The sequence below is a fragment of the Trinickia acidisoli genome, from assembly GCF_017315725.1.
GTDB lineage: Bacteria > Pseudomonadota > Gammaproteobacteria > Burkholderiales > Burkholderiaceae > Trinickia > Trinickia acidisoli.
Window position 1 is genome coordinate 831,004 of the sequence record NZ_JAFLRG010000001.1, and the last position, 19,785, is coordinate 850,788.

The following is a 19,785-nucleotide window of genomic DNA, read 5'->3' on the forward strand; positions in this document are numbered from 1 at the left end:
CCGATTTGATCCAGTTGTCTTCGGGAGCCATCGATGGCGAAGAAAGAAAGCATTCAAAAACGCCTGCAAAAGGTGCGGCCGCCCCGCGTGCAGTTGACCTATGAGGTCGAGCGCGGGGACGCGATCGAAGTCAAGGAACTGCCGTTCGTCGTGGGCGTCGTCGCGGATCTGGCGGGGCAATCCGAGATCGAGCAGCCGAAGCTGCGCGACCGCAAGTTCGTCAGCATCGATCGCGACAACTTCGACGACGTCATGAAGGGGCTCGAGCCGCGCGCCGCTTTTCAGGTCAAGAACGAATTGACGGAAGCCGGCGGCACGTTCGGCGTCGATCTGCGCTTCCGCTCGATGGAAGACTTCGGGCCCGACGCGGTGGTCGAGCAGATCGAGCCGCTGCGCCGCTTGCTCGATGCGCGCTCGAAGCTGGCCGATCTGCGCAACAAGCTGGCCAGCAACGACAAGCTCGAAAGCCTGCTCAGCGAGGTGCTCGCGAATACGCAGCAGTTGCAGGCACTCGCCGGCGAGACAGGCGTGCGCGGCGACGGTGAAGACAAGCAAGGCGAATAACCGAAGGGGTGTCAGGATGAATCAGCAAACGGCCACGGCCCCCGGCGGCGCCGCGCAAGCGGGCGCCACATCGCTGCTCGACGACATCGTCGAAAAGAGCAAGGTTGCCAAATCCGATTCGGAGCACGCACGCGCGAAGGATCTGATCGGCGAGCTCGTGCACCAGGTGATGGACGGCACGGTCGTCGTCTCGGACAACCTGTCGGCGACGATCGATGCGCGCATTGCCGAGCTCGATCGCCTGCTGTCGGCGCAGTTGAGCGAAGTCATGCATGCGCCCGAGTTCCAGCGCATGGAAAGCACGTGGCGCGGGCTCAATTATTTGTGCAAGGAAAGCAACACCGGTTCGACGATCAAGATCAAGGTGCTGAACGCAGGCAAGCGTGAGATCGTCCGCGATTTCAAGGCAGCCTCCGAGTTCGATCAGAGCGCGCTGTTCAAGAAGGTCTATGAAGAAGAATTCGGCACGTTCGGCGGCGCGCCGTTCGGCACGTTGATCGGCGATTTCGAACTCACGCGCCAGCCCGAGGACATGTACTTCATCGAACAGATGTCGCACGTCGCCGCGGCAGCCCATGCGCCGTTCATCACATCGGCCTCGCCCGAGATCCTGGGCCTCGAGTCGTTCTCCGATCTCGGCAAGCCGCGCGATCTGGGCAAGGTGTTCGATACGGTCGAATATGCGAAGTGGAAGTCGTTCCGCGACGCGGAGGATTCACGCTACGTCGGCTTGACGCTGCCGCGCTATCTCGGCCGGCTGCCGTTTCACCCGAAGGACGGCCTGATTGCCGAGACGTTCAACTTCGTCGAGAGCGTCGACGGCTCCGATCACAGCAAGTACCTCTGGTGCAATGCCGCGTGGGCGTTCGCCGCGCGGCTGACGGCCGCGTTCGACGATTTCGGCTGGTGTGCGGCGATCCGCGGCGTGGAAGGCGGCGGGCTCGTGGAAGACCTGCCGACGCACACGTTCAAGACCGACGACGGCGAAATCGCGCTCAAGTGCCCGACCGAAATCGCCATTACCGATCGGCGCGAGAAGGAACTCAGCGATCTCGGCTTCATCCCGCTCGTGCACTGCAAGAACTCCGATTACGCGGCGTTCTTTGCGGCGCAGTCGGTGCAAAAGCCCAAGAAGTACAACACCGACAGCGCGAATGCGAATGCCGTGTTGTCGGCGCAGTTGCAGTACATCTTCTCGGTGTCGCGTGTTGCCCACTATCTGAAGGCGATGATGCGCGACAAGATCGGCAGCTTCGCTTCGGCGCAAAACGTCGAGCAATTCCTGAACCGTTGGGTCGCGCAGTACGTTCTGCTCGACGACAACGCGACGCAGGAGCAGAAGGCGCAGTTCCCGCTGCGCGAGGCGTCGATTCAAGTGTCCGAGATCCCCGGCAAGCCGGGTTCGTACCGGTCCGTTGCCTTCCTGCGCCCGCATTTCCAGCTCGACGAGCTGTCGATCTCGCTGCGGCTCGTCGCAGACCTGCCGAAGGCCGCCGGCGCATAACCGAACAATCATTCCGAGTGCGGTCCGGGCGTGACACCCGTGACCGCGTATAAACCGCTACCTGGGAGTCGCGAAGTCATGAGAGATATCTATTTGAAATTTGGCAATCCCGCCATCAAGGGCGAGTCGGCCGACAAGGACCACAAAGACTGGATCGAAATCAGTTCGTGGAATCACTCGATCGTGCAGCCGCGCTCGGCCACGTCGTCGACGTCCGGCGGCGCCACGGCTGAACGCTGCGAACATGCCGACATGGCGTTCACGAAGGACATCGACGTCGTGAGCCCGCTGCTCTATCAACACGCTTCGGGCGGCACGACGTTCGACGAAGTGACGGTCGACTTCATGCGTTCGGACGGTGAGGGCAACCGCGTGAAGTACCTCGAAGTCAAGATGAAGTACGTCATCATTTCGAGCGTCAGCCCGAGCGTGGTCGGCGAAGGCCTGCCGACGGAGCAGTTCTCGTTGAAGTACGCGGCCGTGCAATGGAAGTACACGCAGCAGAAGGTCGGCGGCGGCCAAGGCGGTAACGCGCAAGGCGCGTGGAGCCTGACGAAGAACGACAAGACCTACGCGGTCTAAGATCGTGACCGATGCGCCGCTTGCTTCTCTACGAGGCGGGCGGTGCGTTCGTTTTGCCCGATTCTCTTGAGCATGCTGCCCGATGAAGCGCTTCGAACCGAGCTTGCTCGATAAGCTCTTCGACGACGATCCTCGCTCCCCCGCGCCCGCGGCGATGCGCCAGTGGTCGCTCGACGAATTGAAAGGGCGCGTGGCGCGCGATGTCGAGGCGCTGCTCAACACGCGGATCGTACTGACCGAGGATGAACTCGAAAAGCTGCCTGAATGCCAGCGTTCGGTCCTGACCTACGGGCTGAACGATTTCGCGGGCTTGAGCTTGGCAAGCCACTACGATCGTAAGTTCATCTGCGAATCCATTGAGCAGGCGATTGCCCGGCACGAGCCGCGCCTGCGGGACGTACGCGTGTCGCTCGAAGTCAATGAGCAATCGACGAACGCGCTGTATTTCGTGATTCGGGCGAAGCTCGTCGTTCATCCGGCCGAAGAGCCGGTCAGCTTCGACGCGATGCTGCAAGCCTCCACGCTGCAATATTCGGTCACGCGATCGCGGCGAGGCACGGACGCGACGCGTTCGCGCACGCGCGAACTGGGACTCGGCTAGTTCATAAGAAGAGCGAAGCGCCCGCGCTCGGGGATCATCATGGAAGCGTTGCTGCCTTACTACGAGCGTGAGCTGGCGTTTTTGCGCCGCTATTCGCGCGATTTTGCCGACCGGTACCCCAAGATCGCCGCGCGCCTGGCGTCGACGGGCGAGCAGGGTGACGACCCGCACGTCGAGCGCATGATCGAATCGTTCGCACTGCTGACGGCGCGCGTCAACAAGAAGCTCGACGACGATCGCCCCGAATTGACCGAGGCGCTGCTCGAGGTGCTGTATCCGCACTATCTGCGCCCGTTTCCTTCTTGCTCGATCGCGCAATTCGGCTTGCCCCACGACGGCGCGCTCGCGCGCGCGCTGACGATCGCGCGCGGCACCGCGTTGGCCTCGCGTGAAATCCGCGGCGTGCGCTGCCAATTTCGCACGGCTTATGACGTCGCGCTCGCGCCGCTACGCTTGGCGCGCGCGCGGCACACGCCGCTCGCCGAGGTGCCGCCGTCGGCCGTCACGCTGCCCGGCGATGCTTCCGCGCTGCTGTCGTTCACGTTCGAGACGACGCTACCCGAGGGCACGCTCGACGCGTTGAACCTGACGACGCTGCGGGCCTATCTCCACGGCGAGCAATCGTTCATCGCGGCGCTCACCGATTGCCTCTTCATGAAGACGGTCGGTGCCTATGTCGAAACGCCGGAGAGCCGGCTGTGGCGCTCACTCGCGGCGATGCCGATCGAGCCGGCGGGTTTCGCGCACGCCGACGCGTTGATCGACTATCCCGCCAAATCGCATCCCGCGTACCGTGTGCTCACGGAGTATTTCGCGTTTCCCGAGAAGTTCGATTTCATCGATTTCGATCTGGCGGCGATGATCGGCGTCGCGGGACGATGCCGGCGCCTGACGTTGCACGTCGCGCTCGGCGAGCTGCGCGACGAACCGCACATCGAGCGTCTGGTGGAGTCGTTGAGCGTCAACCACGTCCGGCTTTTCTGCACGCCCGTCGTCAATTTGTTCGCGCAGCGCGGCGAGCCGATTCACGTGAGCCACGAAGCGGTGGCCTATCCGGTCGTGGCCGACGCACGCCATGCCGGCGATTACGAGGTCTACTCGATCGACGACGTGCGTCGCGTCGAGACGCGGGCGGACGGGCAAACGATCACCGAGTTTCGGCCGTTCTACGCACTTCATCACGACGAAGCGGCACGCGCGGGTCGCTACTGGTTCGCACGCCGCAACGATTGGGTCGCGCGGCACAGCCCCGGATACGAAACGGAGATTTCGATCGTCGATGCTGACTTCGAGCCGCTCGCCGCGCGCACCGACACGCTGAGCTTGGCGCTGACCTGCACGAATCGCGATCTGCCCGCACGGCTCGCGATCGGTCTCGAGGGCGGCGATTTGTTCGCACCGTCCGATCTAGAGGTGGGCACGATCAGCCTGCTGTCGCGGCCGAGCGCGAGCGTGCGCGTTGCGCGCGGTGCGTCGATGGGCTGGCGACTTGTCTCGCATCTCGCGCTCAATCACGTCTCGCTATCGGCGCACGGCCTTGCTCCGCTCAAAGAATTGCTCGCACTCTACGACGCGCGTCGCACGGCCGTCTCGGCGCGGCACATCGCGGGCATCGTCGGCATCGAACAAAGGCCCGCAGTGCAATGGCTGCCGGGTCGACCCTTTGCGACGTTCGTTCGCGGCGTCGAAATCCGCTTGACGTTCGACGAAGCGCACTACGTCGGCACGAGCCTCGCCACGTTCGTGCGCATGCTCGATACCTTCTTCGGCCTGTTCGTACGGTTGAACAGTTTCGTCCAACTCGTGGCCGTGGCAAGCCGCACAGGCGAGGAGATCATGCGATGCAAGCCGCGCAGCGCGGAATCGACGCTGGCGTAGTCGAGCGGCTGCTCGACACGCCTTATCGATTCCAATTCTTTCAAGCGGTTCGCGTACTCGAGACCTGGTTCTCGAAGCAAGACGCACTCGACGAGCGCGGGGCTCCGGGCGTCGCGTTCCGCAACAGCCTTGCGCTGACATTCCCGCCGAGCGAGCTCGAATGCGCGGTATCGTACGACGAGGCCGGCGAAGCATTCGCGGGGCTCGAGGCTGTGCGCGTCGCGCTCGCTCAGGGCACGATCGGCCGCATCGAACTGACACCGGCGTTTTTCGGGCTGCTCGGCGGCCAGGGCTCGCTGCCGCTGCACTACACGGAGCAGTTGATCGCGCGCGCGCAATTGCAGCGAGACCATGCGGCGCGCGAGTTCTTCGACGTTTTTTCGAATCGCGTGACGGCGCTTTTCTATGCGGCATGGAAGAAGTACCGGCTGCCGTTTCATTACGAACTCGATCGCGACGAGCGCTATTTGCCGCTGTTGCTCGCGCTGGCCGGCGTGCAAGATGCACCGACGCGCGCGCACTTGCAGCAAGGACCCGGCGCGCTGATCGACGAAGCGATCGCCGGGTATGCGCTGCCGGCTCGGCATCGGCCCATGTCTGCCGCGTACCTCGCGCTAGCGCTCACGGACTACTTTCGTGCGCCGGTGCGCGTCGAGCAGTTCGCCGGCAAGTGGTATGCCGTGCCGCCCGAGCGGCTGACGGTGCTGGGGCAATCGAACGCGACGCTCGGGGCGACGGCGCTCGCGGGCGAGCGCGTCTGGCAGCGCGACATGCGCGTGCAAATCGTCGTCGGCCCGCTCAGCAAACGCGATTACGAAGCGTTCCTGCCCGGCGAAGCGCGGGCGATAGCGCTCGAACGTATGCTGACGTTGCTCGCGGGCATCACGGTCGAATACGAAGTGTCGCTCGTGCTCGCGCGCGAGGAAGTGGGCGCGAGCCAGCTTGGCGCCGGCGCGCGGCTCGGCTACGACGCTTTCCTTTGCACCCGCGCGGCCGAGCGCGACCGCGACGACGCGCGTTACGAACTGAACGTCATTCATTGATCCGACAAGCGAGAATCGATCCGACATGAGTACTCCCCTGAAGACCCTCATCGCCAAGCTCAATGCGCTATGCCTGAACGCCGCGACGCGTGCCGCGAGCCTTTGTCTTGCTCGCGGCCATTACGAAGTCGATCTCGAGCATCTGTTTCTTGCGCTCATCGAGGAGCGCGCGAGCGATCTGGCGGTCGTGCTGCGTGCGAACGGGCTCAGCATCGAAGTGTTGCGCACCGATCTCGAGCGCGAGCTCGAACGGTTGAAGACGGGCAACATGCGTACGCCGGTGTTTTCGCCGCGCTTGATCTCGTTGTTCGAGCAGGCGTGGTTGATCGCCTCGCTCGATTCGCATGCGGCGCGCATTCGTTCCGGCCATCTGCTGCTGGCGTTGTCGACCTCGCCTGAGCTCGCGCAATACGCCGAGCGGATGTCGCCGATCTTCGCCCGCGTTCCCGTCGAGCAACTCAAACACCGCTTCGACGAAGCGACGGCCGGCTCGCACGAGGCCGGGCGCATGGGCGATGCGTCGGCGGCGGGCGTCGCTGGCGCCTCCGAAGCCGACGATGCGGCGCTCGATCCGGCGCGGCCGGCCGCGCCGTCGAAGACGCCGGCGCTCGACACCTACACGACGAATCTCACGCAGCGCGCCCGCGAAGGCCAGATCGATCCCGTGATCGGCCGCGAAGCCGAGATTCGGCAGGTGATCGACATCCTCATGCGTCGCCGCCAAAACAATCCGATCCTGACGGGTGAAGCCGGCGTCGGCAAGACGGCCGTCGTCGAAGGGCTCGCGCTGCGCATCGCCGCCGGCGACGTGCCGCCGCCGCTCGTCGGCGTGGCGCTGCACGTGCTCGACATGGGGCTGCTGCAAGCCGGCGCGAGCGTGAAGGGCGAATTCGAAAATCGGTTGAAGAGCGTCATCGACGAGGTCAAGAAGAGCGTCGTTCCGATCATCCTTTTCATCGACGAAGCGCATACGATCATCGGCGCGGGCGGGCAAGCGGGCCAAAACGATGCGGCGAACCTGCTCAAGCCGGCGCTTGCGCGCGGCGAGCTGCGCACGATTGCCGCGACGACCTGGAGCGAATATCGAAAGTATTTCGAGAAGGACGTCGCGCTGGCACGGCGTTTCCAAGTGGTGAAGGTCGAAGAGCCGAGCGAAGCGCTCGCTTGCGCGATGGTGCGTGGATTGGCGTCGCGCATGGAAGCGCATTTCGGCGTGCGTATTCTCGACGAGGCGGTGACCGAAGCCGTGCGCTTGTCGCATCGCTACATCACGGGGCGGCAACTGCCCGACAAGGCGATCGGCGTGCTCGATACCGCCTGCGCAAAGGTCGCGCTTGCCCAAGGCTCGACGCCGGCCGTCATCGACGACGCGCGCAAGCGGATCGAGCGCATCGAGGTCGAGATCGCGGCGCTCGAGCGCGAGCGCGCGACGGGGACGGCGGGGGCCGCCCACGACGAGCGGCTCACGCAATTGCATGCAGCGCGCGAGGCCGACGGCGCCGCGCTTGCAGCCGATGAAGCGCGCTACGAGCAGGAGCGCGCGCTCGCTCAGCGGATCGAGGCATTGCGTCGCGATTTGTCTAGCACGGGGGCGGCCTCCGGGACGCAGACCCAGACGCCGAACGCCGATACGGCCGCGTTGCGGGAGGAGCTTGCACAACACGTGTCGAAGCTCGAGACGCTGCAGCAGGCGAGCCCGATGGTGCCGCTGCAAGTGGACGGGCACGTGATCGCCGAAATCGTCGCCGCTTGGACAGGTATCCCGCTCGGACGCATGGTCAAGGACGAAATCGGCACGGTGATGAACCTGCCGGATCTGCTGGCCGCGCGCGTGATCGGCCAGGATCATGCGCTCGATGCGATCGCGCAGCGCGTGCGCACGGCCAGCGCGAACCTGGAGGATCCGCACAAGCCGCGCGGCGTCTTTCTGTTCGTCGGGCCGTCGGGCGTCGGCAAGACCGAGACGGCGCTCGCGCTCGCGGACATTCTTTACGGCGGTGAGCGCAAGCTCGTCACGATCAACATGAGCGAGTATCAGGAAGCGCACAGCGTCTCGGGCCTGAAGGGCTCGCCGCCCGGCTATGTCGGTTACGGCGAGGGCGGGGTGCTGACCGAGGCCGTGCGCCGCAATCCGTATTCGGTCGTGTTGCTCGACGAAATCGAAAAGGCGCACCCCGACGTTCTCGAAATGTTCTTTCAGGTATTCGACAAAGGTACGCTGGACGACGCCGAAGGGCGCGAGATCGATTTTCGGCACGCGCTGATCATCCTCACGTCGAACGTCGGCTCGGTCGCCGTGATGCAGGCTTGTTTGAATCAGGCGCCCGAGGCGCTACCCGATACGCAGGCGCTGACCGAGCTGCTGCGGCCACAACTGTACAAGGCGTTCAAGCCGGCGTTTCTCGGCCGTGTCAAGGTCGTGCCGTATTACCCGATCTCGGACGATGTCCTCGAACAGATCATCGAACTCAAGCTCGAGCGCATTCGCGCGCGCATCGCCGAGAATCATCGCGCGGCTTTTGCGTGGGACGAATCGCTCGTGGATGCGGTGTTCGCGCGGTGCACGGAAGTCGATTCGGGCGCGCGCGCGGTGGATCATATTCTCAACGGAACGCTGCTGCCCGAGCTCGCGCAGCACGTGCTGGGCCATATCGCCCAGGGCGAGCGCATCGAGCGCATTGCCGTGCGCGCGCTCGATTCGGGCGATTTCGAATACAAGGTGAGCTGATGCCAATCGACCTCGCACCCCTCGTCGCGCCGCTCGAAGGCGCATCGCCGTGCGGCGAGGACTTGCTGTTCTCCTCCGATTTCGACGCGATCCAGCACGCGCGCCGCTTCGACGACCCATCGCTCGATCAAGGCGAGTGGGTGACCGAAATCAAGGAAGCCGACTGGGGCTTCGTCATCGAGCGCTGCTCGCTGTTGCTCAAGACGCAGACGAAAGACCTGCGGCTCGCCGCTTGGCTCGCGGAAGCGCTCGCGATGAAGCAGGGCGTGGCGGGGCTGTCCCAAGGCTATGCGTTGCTCGCGGCGCTTGCCGAACGCTATTGGGACACGGTGCACCCGCTGCCCGAAGACGACGACGTCGAATATCGGCTCGGTAACGTGAGCTGGCTCGCTGGCCGCACCGTGCAGTTGCTGCGCGAGGTACCGCTCACGCAGTCGTCCGGGGGCGCGTTCAGCGGGCTCGATTGGGACGTGGGGACGAACGTCGCCCAAGCCGTGCGTCGCGATCCCGACCGTGCCGACGAGATCTCGCACGGCAAGCCGTCGATCGAACAGATCGAAGCGGCCAAGCGCGCGACGCCGCCCGCGTTCTACCGAACCTTGTTGACGGACCTGAAGGCCTTTGAAGCGGCGATGCAGGCGCTCGAGCAAGCGCTCGACGCGCGCGCCGGGACGTCGGCGCCGAGCTTTCGGCAGGCCAAAGAGGCTTATGAGTTCGTCTTCGGGCTCGCTGAACGTTTTGCGCGCGATGTCGGCGCGAAAGTCGATCCCGCGCCGGCCCAGCCGCAGCCGAGCCCCGCCGAGCGCGCGGAGCCGACGTTCAAGACCGTTCCTTCTCTCGAGACTTCGATGCCCGCCAACGCTGCCGCTCTTGCCGCCGTGCGCCATGTGGGCGCGCTTCAAACCCGTGCCGACGCCGTCGCGCAATTGCGCGCCATCGCCCGCTTTCTGCGCGCAACCGAGCCGCACAGCCCGGCCGCCTATCTTGCCGACAAGGCCGCGGAATGGGCCGACATGCCCTTGCACGAATGGCTGGGCACCGTCGTGAAGGACGGCGCCTCGCTGGCGCATATCCGGGAGTTGCTGGGCGTGAAGCCCGACGAGTCGAACTGATGCGTGCGTTGCGCGCTCATTGACCGACGCGGAACTCGATGCGTCGATTGCGGGCGCGGCCGTCGTCGGTGTCGTTCGATGCGATGGGCTGGTCGGGGCCGACGCCCATCGTCTCCATCGATCGTGGCGCGACTCCCTTCGTGACGAGGTAGCCTTTGACGGCATCGGCGCGCGCCTGGCTCAGCGCGATGTTCGATGCGCGGCTGCCGGAATTGTCGGTGTGGCCGATGATTTCCACCGTCTTGCCCGACATCTTGGCGAGCGCGGACGCCATTTGATCGAGGATCGCACGGCCTTCCGGCGCGAGCGTGGCGCTGCCCGTCTCGAATTCGATCGTACGGTTCGCGAGTGTCGAATCGAGCAAGCCTTGCTCGGATGCGCTCACGCGCAATCCGTTGTGGATCGTGTAGGTCGGGTTCAGCGCCGTTGCCATGTCGCTCGCGATTTGCTGACGTTGCGATTCGTTCGCGACTTCGCCCTTCACGTCGATCTGCGTGCCGTCGATCTTGAGCTGTCCCTTGCTGATCTGCTTGAGCTGCGATCCGAGCAACTTCTGCACGTTCGCGCTCCAGTTCGGCGGCGTCGACACGCTGCCCACTTCGATCTGATCGACGACGTTGCCGGCGCCGTAGGTCTCGCGCAGCCGCGCGAGTACGGCGCCGTGCGTCGCTTCGTCGGGCACCTTGCCGCTCACGACGACTTGCCCCGGCGCGGCATCGGCCGGCGCAGGCATGCGCGTCGCAGCGCTCATCGTGCCTCCCGTGCCCGCCGCGTTTCCCGTATTGGCCGCCGCCATCTGCAACGGCGCGGGCAGGGTCGTCACATGCACGCGAATGCCGCTGGTGTCGACAGGCGTGACCGTGGCGGCGGACGACTCGTCGGCATGCGCGGCACCGGCGGAGAAACAGCCGGCAACGGCAAGCGCCGCCGCGGCGGCGCGCCATCCCTTGCGTGGCGAAAGCCAGTTCGACTGCGGATGAGGATGCACAGTACCCATCATCGCCTCATGCCCCGACGAACGCTTCGCGGAACGTATCGAGGGCGATGCGCAGCGACAATTGCGGTTGGTCGAGATAGCTGACGAGCTTGCTGATTCCATGTTCGTTCTGGGCGTGGTCGTCGATCCATTCGGGATCGTCGATGTCGATGTTGTGCGTCGCATAGGCCTGTGGATCGACGACGCTGTGCAGCGTTTTGGCCGACGCGCCGTTGAAGCCGATGACGAGGCGTTCGCGCTCGGCGATGTTGCCGATGAAGATGGCGATTTCGAAGTCGGCCTGCGCGAGGAACGGCGCGATCAGCTCGAGCCAGAACGTCGCGACGAGGCTGCGGTAGAACGTATCGTTCGGCAGCGGCAACGTGAGCCCGCGTTCGAGATTGGGCGCATGGCTCAGCATGACGGGCTTGAGCAGCGAGCCGAGCGCGAGCATCGCACCGCGCAGCCGCACGGGGTGGCCGCTGGCGAGCAACATCTGCTCGAGGCCGGCGAGTGTTTGATGCTCGACGAAATCGGAGAACGTGCCCTCGTGTGAATTGGCGACGCCGACGTCGATCGGCACCTGCGTATCGCCGAGCGCCTGGAGCGCGGCACCGGGCTCTTCGCAATCGTAGAGCGTGCGCATTTGCGTGGCGGCGCGCGACCACAGCCGCGCGAATGCGAGCGGGCTGCGCGCGAGGAAGGCGAGCGGCCGCTCGACTTCGAGCGCGGTGGCGGCGAGCAACGGGAAACGGCGCGAAGAAACATCGTGGCTCGACATCAAGTGGCCCGCGATCGCGAGCCGGCTTTGCGAGCCGAGGAACGCGAAATGCATCGGCTTCGCGTTGTCGTAGACGATCTTCCAGCGCGGGTCTTCGGCCAGCAGCTCCGTCGCCTGCGCGACCCAGCGGTCGAGCGTCTGGAGCAATTGCGGATTATGCGTGCTTTTGACGAAGTCCCCGCGCGAAGGAATCTTGCCGAAGTAGGCGAGTTGCGCCTGCACGGATTGCGTCATTGCGCGGCTCCTGTTCCTGGGTTCGAGATCGCCGCATCGGCGGCCGAGGGGGAGGGGGTGTTCGACGGCGCGCTCATCCCCGACACGGCGGGGGCGGCCAGCGCGCCCGATGCGGCCACGCTGGCCGGGGCCGAACCGGTTGCCGCCGCGGCAGCCGTGCGCGCCGCCGCGGCATCGACGACCGATTCGGGCAGATGCACGCCGGCGAGGCTCGCTTGCTGCGGGGCGGCGTCGCCACCGCCGCTCGAGGGCTGCGACGTGCTGATGATGCGCATGCTGAGCGCGACGGTCACGCTGCCTTGCGTCCACGACAGTGCGAACGTGCCGTCTGGGTTGCGCGTGCGCTTGGCCGAGTTGATCAGCTTTTCGAGACCGTAGCGGCCGGGCTCGTTGACGAGCTGGATCGTGCGGCCGTCGAACGAGGTGGCCGTCAGCGTCGCGCCGGGCGAACCCTGCGGATTCGGCCAGACGAAGTTCGCCCATTGCGGCGGCGTATTGCGATAGCGCAGTTGTTGGCCGTCGATGTCGATCGTGTACTCGGTCGTGCCTTGGCCCGGCTGCGGCATGATTTGGAACACGGTTTGCGGTTCCGTCGCGCCGCCACCGCTGGCCGCCGCCGCGCCCGAGAGCGGAGCGACCCAGCGCGCGAAGCCGTTCGTGAACTCGGGCGAGAGCGCGAGGCCCATGCCGCCCCACGTGCGCGGCGACAGCGTATCGCCGCGCCGCACGGCAAGCGGACCGAGCGTCGTGCCGACGAACTTCGAGACGGCGCCGTCGGGGCCGAACACCTGGGCGATCTCGCTCGCGCCCGCTTCGACCTTGGCGCTGCTCGAGAACGGGTACTTGTTCGCGAGCGCGGCTTGGAACGTCTGATAGACCTGTGCGTTCCATACCTTGTTGACTTCGTTGCTGGCCGGCTCGATGACGACGGCGAACGCCTGCATCAGCGGCCGCACGAGCAGCGGACGCAGCGCCTTGCGCTGATCGTCGGTCAGGCCCGTCAACATTTGCTCGTCGACGAACTTCAGCGAATCGGCGAGTTCGGAGCCGTTGCCGTCGAGCGTCTGCTGCATGAGCTCGCGCGCGCCGGGACCCGGATCGCCTTGGTTCTTGAGGATGTTGAAGCGCGTGCGGACCTTCGAGAGCGTATCCATGTAGCCGCCGAGCAGCGACGCGCTGTCCTGCTTCGCGACGATCCGTGCGAGGCCGCTGAAGGCGACGCCGACCGGGCCGGCGGCCGTGCCGTCGAGACTGAGGTCGACGTCCACGCCGGCATTCTGCGCCGCTTGCTGCTTGGACGAGAACAGCCGCTTGAACCAGCCCGTCACGCCGTTTTGCGCTTTCTGCAGCGGGCTCGACGCGAGCGCCGGGTTGTCCCACGACGTTTGGTCGTAGGCCGTTTCGAGGATCTTGCGGATCGGCGAGTCTTGCGGATCGCCAAGCCGGTTCATCGCATCGACGGCTTGCCCGAACGTGCCGAAATCGCGCACGGCAATGCCTTGCATGAAGCGCTGCCAATGCTGGGCGTACTCGTTCTTGTACATGCCCACGAGCGCCTTTTGAATCTGCTCGGGGCTGCCTTCGAGCGTGAGGTCGTCTTGCGACGACGTGCCGAGCACCCAATCCTTCGCTTGCAACTCCTTCGTGGCGGCGTCGCGGATCGCGCCCTTCACGTAGCCGAACCACGCCTCGCGCGTGAACGTGCCGGGAATCGCGTAGCTGCCGCCGACGAGATTTCCATTGGTTTCGCCGACGATACGGGCCACCGTCATCGGCGCATAGCGCGTCGACGCGCGCGCTTTGATCTCTTCGTACACGCGCTGACGGGCCGGCATGCCGCGCACGACGTGACGCAGGTTCTCGCGCGTCTGATCGATCAGCGAGAGATTGGCGTCGATCATCGGCCAGTCGTCGTCGGATACGCGCGAGAGATAGAAGGTGATCATGCGCTCGGCGCTTCGGATCATCTCGTCGCGCGACATGTTGCCGCGATTGGTTTCGAGCCAGCCGCGCCAGAACCGCGCGAGCTGGTCGGTCAGATGCGCGGCTTCGACGTGACGCTTGTCCGAGAGCATCAAGTACGTCTTGAGCGCGTTGTAGGCGTCCTCGACGTTGGTCGGCGAGGCGTCGCTGTAGAGCCCGCCCTGGGCGCTCGCATTGTTCGCGTGCGCCGACACGGGCACCGCGCCCGACTCCGGCGGTTGCGAAAGCGGCGCGAGCTGGTCGGGATGCGCGTTGACTTCCTTGAGGAACGACACCAGGTTTTGCGAGACCGGGTCGAGCATGAGTTGCTTCACGCCGAGGTAGTACTCGGCTAGCAGACGCTGCTCGATGCGCTCGCCCTGATAGAGCCCGAGCGAGACCGAGAGCGGTCGCTGGCGCCGGAACTGCTCGAGCTGCTCGATACGGTCCTCGAGGATGTCCATCGCTTGCAGGCGCGACTGGAGATCGTTGCGGTTCTGCTGCAGGCGGACGATGTTGTCGAGATCGGCCTGCACGTTGGAGGCGAGTTGCTCGTTGCCGATCGTCGACCAGGTCCAGCCACCGAGCGCGAGCGCGAGCGCGGCGACGAACGCGAAGAACGTGCCGTAGCGCAGGCGGGTTTTTGCGGGGCTTGCGAACTGACGCACGGTTTGGCGATCGGCGAAGATGACCTTCGAGAACAGATCGCGCAAGAAGAAGCCGTTCTTGGACGAGGCGGCCTGCGGCTTGGGCAGGTTGTCGACGGTCAAGCCGAAGCGCTGGCCGATCCGCTGCGCGGCGGCGCTGCTCGTCTCGCCCTCTTGCAGGGCGCTCGTGAAGTAGAAGCCGCGCAGAATCGGCTTGTATTGGAACGGGTTGTTTTCGAACAGCGTCGCGAGAAAGACGCGCAGCGCGGGCTTGATCGCGAGAAATTCGAGCGGGAAGCTGAGTTGCCCCGGCGAGAGCAGGTTGCCGCGGTTGATCGACATCTGCGCGACGCTGATTTCCTTAAGGCCCTCGTAGAGTTCCTCGAAGCGTTCGTCGAACTGTGCGACGACGTCACGCTTCTCGTCGCGTTCATAGGGCAGCGTGGCGCCCCAGACCCGGTCGTACTCGTGGCGCTCGCCGCCGCTGAAGAACTCGGCGAAGCCCGTGATGAGGTCGGCCTTCGTAAACATCACATAGACGGGCGCGAACACTTCGAGCTTCTCGGTCAGTTCCTGCACGCGCTGGCGCAGGCTGCGGGCGAGATTGATCGTGGCGTCGGGACGGCTGCTCGTCAGCTCGGCGATGCTGGCCGTCACGATGATGCCGTTGATCGGCGCCTTCGGCCGATAGCGCTTGAGCAGATTCAGAAAACCGATCCATTCGGTACGGTCTTCCTCGTGGACCGAATAGCGGCCGGCCGTATCGAGCAGGATGCCTTCGGTCGTGAAGAACCAGTCGCAATTGCGCGTGCCGCCGATGCCGTGCACGATCGCGTCGCTCTTTTCGGCGAACGGGAACTGCAGCCCCGAATTGAGCACCGCGCTGCTCTTGCCGGCCGCGGGATTGCCGATGACGATGTACCACGGCAGTTCGTAGAGCGCCGCGCCGCCCGACACTTGGCCGATCTTCGAGGTTTTGATCGTGCGCACCGCTTCGGTCAGCCGCGTGCGCAGCACGTCGAGGTCGCCCGGCTTGGCGCCGCTCGGTTGCGGTGCCTTGCCCGTTTCGGCCTGCTGCTCGAGCATGTCGCCGAGTTTGCGGCTTGCGCGCCGCGCGGCCAGGCGCCGCCATAGCCAAACGACGAAGATGAGCGCGAGCAAGGCCGCCATCGCCAGCGCGGGCCATAGGAGCGGAAGGTCGAAATAGAGGGCGGCGCCGAACAGGACTGCCGCGATGACGACCACCCCGACGACGGTCATCGTGCGTTTGCTGGTCAGCGCATTCAGGAAGCGTTGCATAAGGCTCTAACGGTCTAAGTCTTGGCTCTTGACGAATGGCCCGGCGCGCGGCGGCGCGAGGCATTGCGTGGCGATACTCGGCGGTCGATGTTCGTCTATTCCCCGGCGACCGTGCCGATTGGCTTGCGTCCTAGGACGAATCCGGGTTTGTGATATTCAACGTGTCCGAAATCTCTCAATTTCCACCGTCCGCCCCATGTCAAGCCGACTTGTTCGGCCGTTTGACCATAGAGTTCGTAGCCGCGCATGGCATAGGGATCTTTCTCGGAAATGACGACTTTGCCGTCGCGCAAAAAGGCGTTGTCGGCGGCAAGCCCGTATTGGTGATAGCTCTGATAGGCGGCTGCATTGGTCACGCCTCCCAGTTTCGCGAGCCGGTTTTGCCTCTCCGGGCTCCGATAACCTTCCAACAACACCAATTCGTATCCGTACTGCTCACGCATGATCTTGTAGACGAGCAATAGGCGGGTTCTGAAATCGGCATCCAGCAAATTCCAATCGCGGCTGGCGTCACGCAATGCCGGACGGACCTGTTCGACTTCCTTCGTCTCGAAGACCTCGGGCGGCAACGGCGGCGGCGGAACGAGCTGCTCGCCATTGAGCAAAGCAGCGATTTTTTCGTCCGGTACGCGAGCAGTGCCATCGAACTGAAACAATTGGCGGCCGCGCAATGCAATTGCAATCAATGGCGGCGCCGCAAGGATACCCGCCGTAATCAAAATCAGCAAGCGTCGGCGAATCAGTATTTTTTTCGTATCAATAAGCGCGCCATGAGAAATTCTTACTGATTTATCGATTCCGATACGAACATGTGAGATCCCACGCGTAGTACGAAGCGACATGCGTCGATGTAATGCGAGTGCGGCCGACATTAGCGCGGCACGCGCTGGAGGCAATAGGAACAATGCCGCGATGGTGACAGCGACGGCGAAATAAGCGGCGAGTGCGACGGCAATCAAGATGAGCCCCGGGCGGGAAATAAATTGTATTTTGTAATGCTTGCTCTTAGAATCTGGCCTGCTTGCAAAGGGAGGCCGGATTCTATTATCACGGCGAATTAAAGATGGATTCAACGAGACACTGAATGAGTGTGCCGGAAAGTTCCACTTCCAAAGGGCGGCCGAGCCTGCTTTCCGAGACGGCGCCCGGTGCCCCCGACAGCAGTTCCCGCATTCTCGCTAGCCTCGAAGGGCGCATAGTCGCGCAACAGGCGCTGCGCCGTCGCTCGAAAAAGCCTTGGGCCGCCGTCGCGCTGGCCATCGTCGGTTTCGGTGCGTTCGGCGCTTGGCAATGGCAGCGCTCGCAGGGCAGCGTGCATCCGATCGCGGCGGTCGCGGCTGGAGCCGGCAAAGCGCAGGGCGCGGCCGGCGCCAGCGGTGCGGCCGCGGCTGCCGTGAACGCGAGCGGCGCGGCCGGTTCAATGCGCGCGACGCAAGTCGGGCAGGGCGCAGCATCGGCGCCGCAGACGGCCGTCATCGTGGCCGACGCCTCGGCGTCCGGCGTGTCGTCGCCCGGCGCATCGTCGCCGAACGAGACCGATGCCGATCGGTTATCGCGCGCGCTGACGGACGGCGTTTCGCCGGCGCAGGGTGTCGTTGCGCAAGCGGTGGGCAAGGCTGCTTCGGCGGCGACCACGTCCGGCGAGAAGCGGGCGACGAGCAAAGCGATCGCCGCACGTGACGAGCGCGAAAGCGCGAGGAGCCGCCATGAAAAATGGGCGGCCGCGCACGCGGGCAAGCACGCGAAAGGGTCTTCGGTACGCGACGATCCCGATGCCGATCTGCTCGCGGCGCTCGTTGCGCGCACGAAGCCGTACGATGCCCGTGCGCCGAAGGACGGCGATGCCGCGGCTAAAGGGGCGATCGCCAAGGCGCGACCGATCAGCATTGCCGAGCGGATCAAGCAATGCGACAAGTCCAACTTCTTCGAAGCGCAGATCTGCCGCTGGCGCGTTTGCTCCGATCATTGGGGCAAGGACCCAGCGTGCCCGAGCACGGGCTCGCCGTCGCCGGCCCCAGCACACTGACGACGCGCCAACGAGCGGGTGCATCGCGAGCACATCGCGGGCGCGCCGCATATGCGCAATCGTCTCGCGCGTTCGTGGACGAGCATCGACAAGCACGCGTCGCCCAGTTGGCGCGGCGCGCGTCTTTTGATAGCGTCGGGGCATGCCGCTCGATCCGCCCCTTCCCGATCTGCTTCTGATTACGCCCGAGCCGCCCGAGGCGGCGAGCATGGACGTTTTTTTCGATCACCTGCGCCACGCCGTGGCGGGCGGCATCGCGCTCGTGCAATTGCGCGCGAAGCAACGCGATGCACTCGCGTATCGGCGTCTGGCCGAGCAAGTCTGCGCGGTCTGTCATCGGTACGGCGCGCGAGTCGTATTGAACGGGCCGCTCGACAGCTTGGACGAACTCGATGCCGACGGTCTTCATTTGCCGAGCGCACGCCTCATGCAATCGAGCGCGCGGCCGTTCGGCCCATCGAAGCTGCTCTCGGCGGCATGCCATTCGCGTGAGCAACTGTTGCATGCCAAGCGTATCGGCGTGGACTTCGTCACGCTTTCTCCCGTGTTGCCGACGACGAGCCACCCCGGCGAGCCCACGCTCGGTTGGACCTCGTTCGCGGCGCTGGCTGCGTCGGTCACGGTGCCGATTTACGCGCTTGGCGGCATGACGCGCGAATCGGTCGCGACGGCACGCGAGCACGGCGCGCATGGCATTGCGGGCATCTCGGCTTTTTGGTGAGCGGCTCGCTCGCGCTTGCGTCGCCCGATACAAACGAGGGGTATATCGCGCTAACGTTTGCGCCTGTCTCGCGCCTTATATGTGCCCCGTTTTATAAAAAAAATTTGTGCATATCCGATCGAACGGCGGCTTCTCTCCGGCCCCCGCCGGTCCTTTGGCGGCGTTGAGCGAGGGCGATGTCGATACGGGTAACCCCGTAGCGACGACGCGCGCGGCGCGATTGCTAGAGAACTTTCTCTAGACTAATATCGACTTCGCCATTGTTGTTTCATGGGCCGATCGATACAGCATTTTTCGATCGGCTATCTTCGCTTGTGAAAACGAATGAGATCTCAGATGACCGATCGCATCGGCGCAAACGCGGAATCGGGGCAGCGTTGTGCAGACGATGCAAGCGGTTGTTTGTGCTTACGGCCTGCGAACGACAGTGACCGTGCGTTCCTATACGGCGTTTTCGAAAGCACGCGCGCGGAAGAATTCGCGAAAACGGGGTGGGGCCCCGAGCGCGTCGCGGCGCTGCTTGCCGAACAATTCTCCATGCAGGACACGTATTACCGCCGCCATTATCCGCACGGGCGATTCGATGTGATCATGCTCGGCGAGACTGCGGTCGGCCGTCTTTATCACGATTGGCATGGCAGCGAGGCGCGCTTGATCGACATCGCGCTGTTGCCCGTGCATCGCGGGGCGGGGCTCGGAACGCGGCTGTTGCGCGCGTTCGTAGCGCAAGCGGTGAGCAGGGGGCTGAGTATCGTGCTGTACGTCGAGGTGGACAACCGGGTGCAGGCGCTGTATCGCAGGCTCGGGTTCGAGACGATTGGCGAGAGCGGGGTGTACCTGCAGATGCGGCGCCCCGCCGTGCCTTTGGTCGACGAGTGCGTAACACCTGTGAATGGGCTCGCGCTCGACGTCGTGGTGTGACACGCGCAGAGGCGACGGTTACGCAGCGGCGGTTCGTGTTTAGCCGTTCACCTTCGGGTGGCGCGTTGGAAATAGCAGCAAAACGATAGACCATGGGCGGCGCAGCCGGCCGCGCGCATAGCGACAAAAGTAGACATATAGATACCAACCGGGGGCTTGCTTGTCGTCCATCCTTTCTCATTGCGTAGGACATCCATCGCATCGGC

General features: G+C 64.5%; 15 protein-coding genes. 11 read left to right on the forward strand and 4 right to left on the reverse strand.

Features of this window, described 5'->3' with window-relative positions:
• Window positions 1–33 precede the first annotated feature (33 nt).
• The 8 genes from tssB (at window position 34) to tssA (ending at window position 10,012) form a co-directional block, all read left to right on the forward strand.
• Window positions 34–564 (forward strand): type VI secretion system contractile sheath small subunit, encoded by a 531-nt coding sequence (tssB, locus tag J3485_RS03835; protein ID WP_206951243.1) that lies wholly within the window; start codon window positions 34–36, stop codon window positions 562–564.
• Between the two features lie 16 nt (window positions 565–580).
• Window positions 581–2,068: a type VI secretion system contractile sheath large subunit gene (gene tssC / locus J3485_RS03840; protein ID WP_206951244.1), complete on the forward strand. Its 1,488-nt coding sequence runs from the start codon at window positions 581–583 to the stop codon at window positions 2,066–2,068.
• Window positions 2,069–2,146: 78 nt separating this feature from the next.
• Window positions 2,147–2,650 (forward strand): Hcp family type VI secretion system effector, encoded by a 504-nt coding sequence (locus tag J3485_RS03845; protein ID WP_206951245.1) that lies wholly within the window; start codon window positions 2,147–2,149, stop codon window positions 2,648–2,650.
• An 82-nt stretch (window positions 2,651–2,732) separates the two neighbouring features.
• Entirely contained in the window at window positions 2,733–3,251 is a 519-nt protein-coding gene (gene tssE / locus J3485_RS03850) for a type VI secretion system baseplate subunit TssE (RefSeq protein WP_206951246.1), read from the forward strand.
• A gap of 39 nt (window positions 3,252–3,290) precedes the next feature.
• Complete coding sequence (gene tssF / locus J3485_RS03855) at window positions 3,291–5,129, forward strand: type VI secretion system baseplate subunit TssF (RefSeq protein WP_206951247.1); 1,839 nt, start codon at window positions 3,291–3,293, stop codon at window positions 5,127–5,129.
• The gene (gene tssG / locus J3485_RS03860; RefSeq protein ID WP_206951248.1) at window positions 5,093–6,172 is read left to right on the forward strand and encodes a type VI secretion system baseplate subunit TssG; all 1,080 of its coding nucleotides are present in this window, start codon (window positions 5,093–5,095) and stop codon (window positions 6,170–6,172) included. The genes tssF and tssG overlap by 37 nt, the downstream gene beginning before the upstream one ends.
• Window positions 6,173–6,197: 25 nt before the next feature.
• Entirely contained in the window at window positions 6,198–8,900 is a 2,703-nt protein-coding gene (tssH, locus tag J3485_RS03865; protein ID WP_206951249.1) for a type VI secretion system ATPase TssH, read from the forward strand.
• Window positions 8,900–10,012, forward strand: coding sequence for a type VI secretion system protein TssA (gene tssA / locus J3485_RS03870; RefSeq protein WP_206951250.1), 1,113 nt, complete (start codon window positions 8,900–8,902; stop codon window positions 10,010–10,012). The genes tssH and tssA overlap by 1 nt, the downstream gene beginning before the upstream one ends.
• 16 nt (window positions 10,013–10,028) lie before the next feature.
• On the opposite strand, the gene J3485_RS03875 is transcribed toward tssA, so the two are convergent.
• From J3485_RS03875 to J3485_RS03890, 4 genes are all read right to left on the reverse strand, one after another.
• Window positions 10,029–11,009 carry an OmpA family protein gene (locus tag J3485_RS03875; RefSeq protein ID WP_206955628.1) on the reverse strand — a complete coding sequence of 327 codons (981 nt, stop codon included), beginning with the start codon at window positions 11,007–11,009 and terminating at the stop codon, window positions 10,029–10,031.
• 7 nt (window positions 11,010–11,016) lie between these two features.
• Complete coding sequence (gene tagF, locus J3485_RS03880; protein WP_206951251.1) at window positions 11,017–12,003, reverse strand: type VI secretion system-associated protein TagF; 987 nt, start codon at window positions 12,001–12,003, stop codon at window positions 11,017–11,019.
• On the reverse strand, window positions 12,000–15,911 hold the full coding sequence (gene tssM / locus J3485_RS03885; RefSeq protein ID WP_206951252.1) for a type VI secretion system membrane subunit TssM: 3,912 nt from the start codon (window positions 15,909–15,911) through the stop codon (window positions 12,000–12,002). Before tssM ends, tagF begins: the two co-directional genes overlap by 4 nt.
• Window positions 15,912–16,006: 95 nt before the next feature.
• Window positions 16,007–16,870: a M15 family metallopeptidase gene (locus tag J3485_RS03890; RefSeq protein ID WP_206951253.1), complete on the reverse strand. Its 864-nt coding sequence runs from the start codon at window positions 16,868–16,870 to the stop codon at window positions 16,007–16,009.
• Between the two features lie 125 nt (window positions 16,871–16,995).
• Here J3485_RS03890 and J3485_RS03895 point away from each other — a divergent pair, with 125 nt between their 5' ends.
• The 3 genes from J3485_RS03895 (at window position 16,996) to J3485_RS03905 (ending at window position 19,579) form a co-directional block, all read left to right on the forward strand.
• Entirely contained in the window at window positions 16,996–17,937 is a 942-nt protein-coding gene (locus J3485_RS03895; protein WP_206951254.1) for a hypothetical protein, read from the forward strand.
• A 142-nt stretch (window positions 17,938–18,079) separates the two neighbouring features.
• On the forward strand, window positions 18,080–18,658 hold the full coding sequence (locus J3485_RS03900; RefSeq protein ID WP_206951255.1) for a thiamine phosphate synthase: 579 nt from the start codon (window positions 18,080–18,082) through the stop codon (window positions 18,656–18,658).
• Window positions 18,659–18,994: 336 nt separating this feature from the next.
• Complete coding sequence (locus J3485_RS03905; RefSeq protein WP_206951256.1) at window positions 18,995–19,579, forward strand: GNAT family N-acetyltransferase; 585 nt, start codon at window positions 18,995–18,997, stop codon at window positions 19,577–19,579.
• Window positions 19,580–19,785 lie beyond the last annotated feature (206 nt).

Coding starts and splice junctions, on each gene's coding strand:
- tssB (WP_206951243.1), top strand. CDS start 34: ATGGCGAAGAAAGAAAGCATTCAAAAACGCCTGCAAAAGGTGCGGCCG.
- tssC (WP_206951244.1), top strand. CDS start 581: ATGAATCAGCAAACGGCCACGGCCCCCGGCGGCGCCGCGCAAGCGGGC.
- J3485_RS03845 (WP_206951245.1), top strand. CDS start 2,147: ATGAGAGATATCTATTTGAAATTTGGCAATCCCGCCATCAAGGGCGAG.
- tssE (WP_206951246.1), top strand. CDS start 2,733: ATGAAGCGCTTCGAACCGAGCTTGCTCGATAAGCTCTTCGACGACGAT.
- tssF (WP_206951247.1), top strand. CDS start 3,291: ATGGAAGCGTTGCTGCCTTACTACGAGCGTGAGCTGGCGTTTTTGCGC.
- tssG (WP_206951248.1), top strand. CDS start 5,093: ATGCAAGCCGCGCAGCGCGGAATCGACGCTGGCGTAGTCGAGCGGCTG.
- tssH (WP_206951249.1), top strand. CDS start 6,198: ATGAGTACTCCCCTGAAGACCCTCATCGCCAAGCTCAATGCGCTATGC.
- tssA (WP_206951250.1), top strand. CDS start 8,900: ATGCCAATCGACCTCGCACCCCTCGTCGCGCCGCTCGAAGGCGCATCG.
- J3485_RS03875 (WP_206955628.1), bottom strand. CDS start 11,009: ATGGGTACTGTGCATCCTCATCCGCAGTCGAACTGGCTTTCGCCACGC.
- tagF (WP_206951251.1), bottom strand. CDS start 12,003: ATGACGCAATCCGTGCAGGCGCAACTCGCCTACTTCGGCAAGATTCCT.
- tssM (WP_206951252.1), bottom strand. CDS start 15,911: ATGCAACGCTTCCTGAATGCGCTGACCAGCAAACGCACGATGACCGTC.
- J3485_RS03895 (WP_206951254.1), top strand. CDS start 16,996: ATGAGTGTGCCGGAAAGTTCCACTTCCAAAGGGCGGCCGAGCCTGCTT.
- J3485_RS03900 (WP_206951255.1), top strand. CDS start 18,080: ATGCCGCTCGATCCGCCCCTTCCCGATCTGCTTCTGATTACGCCCGAG.
- J3485_RS03905 (WP_206951256.1), top strand. CDS start 18,995: ATGACCGATCGCATCGGCGCAAACGCGGAATCGGGGCAGCGTTGTGCA.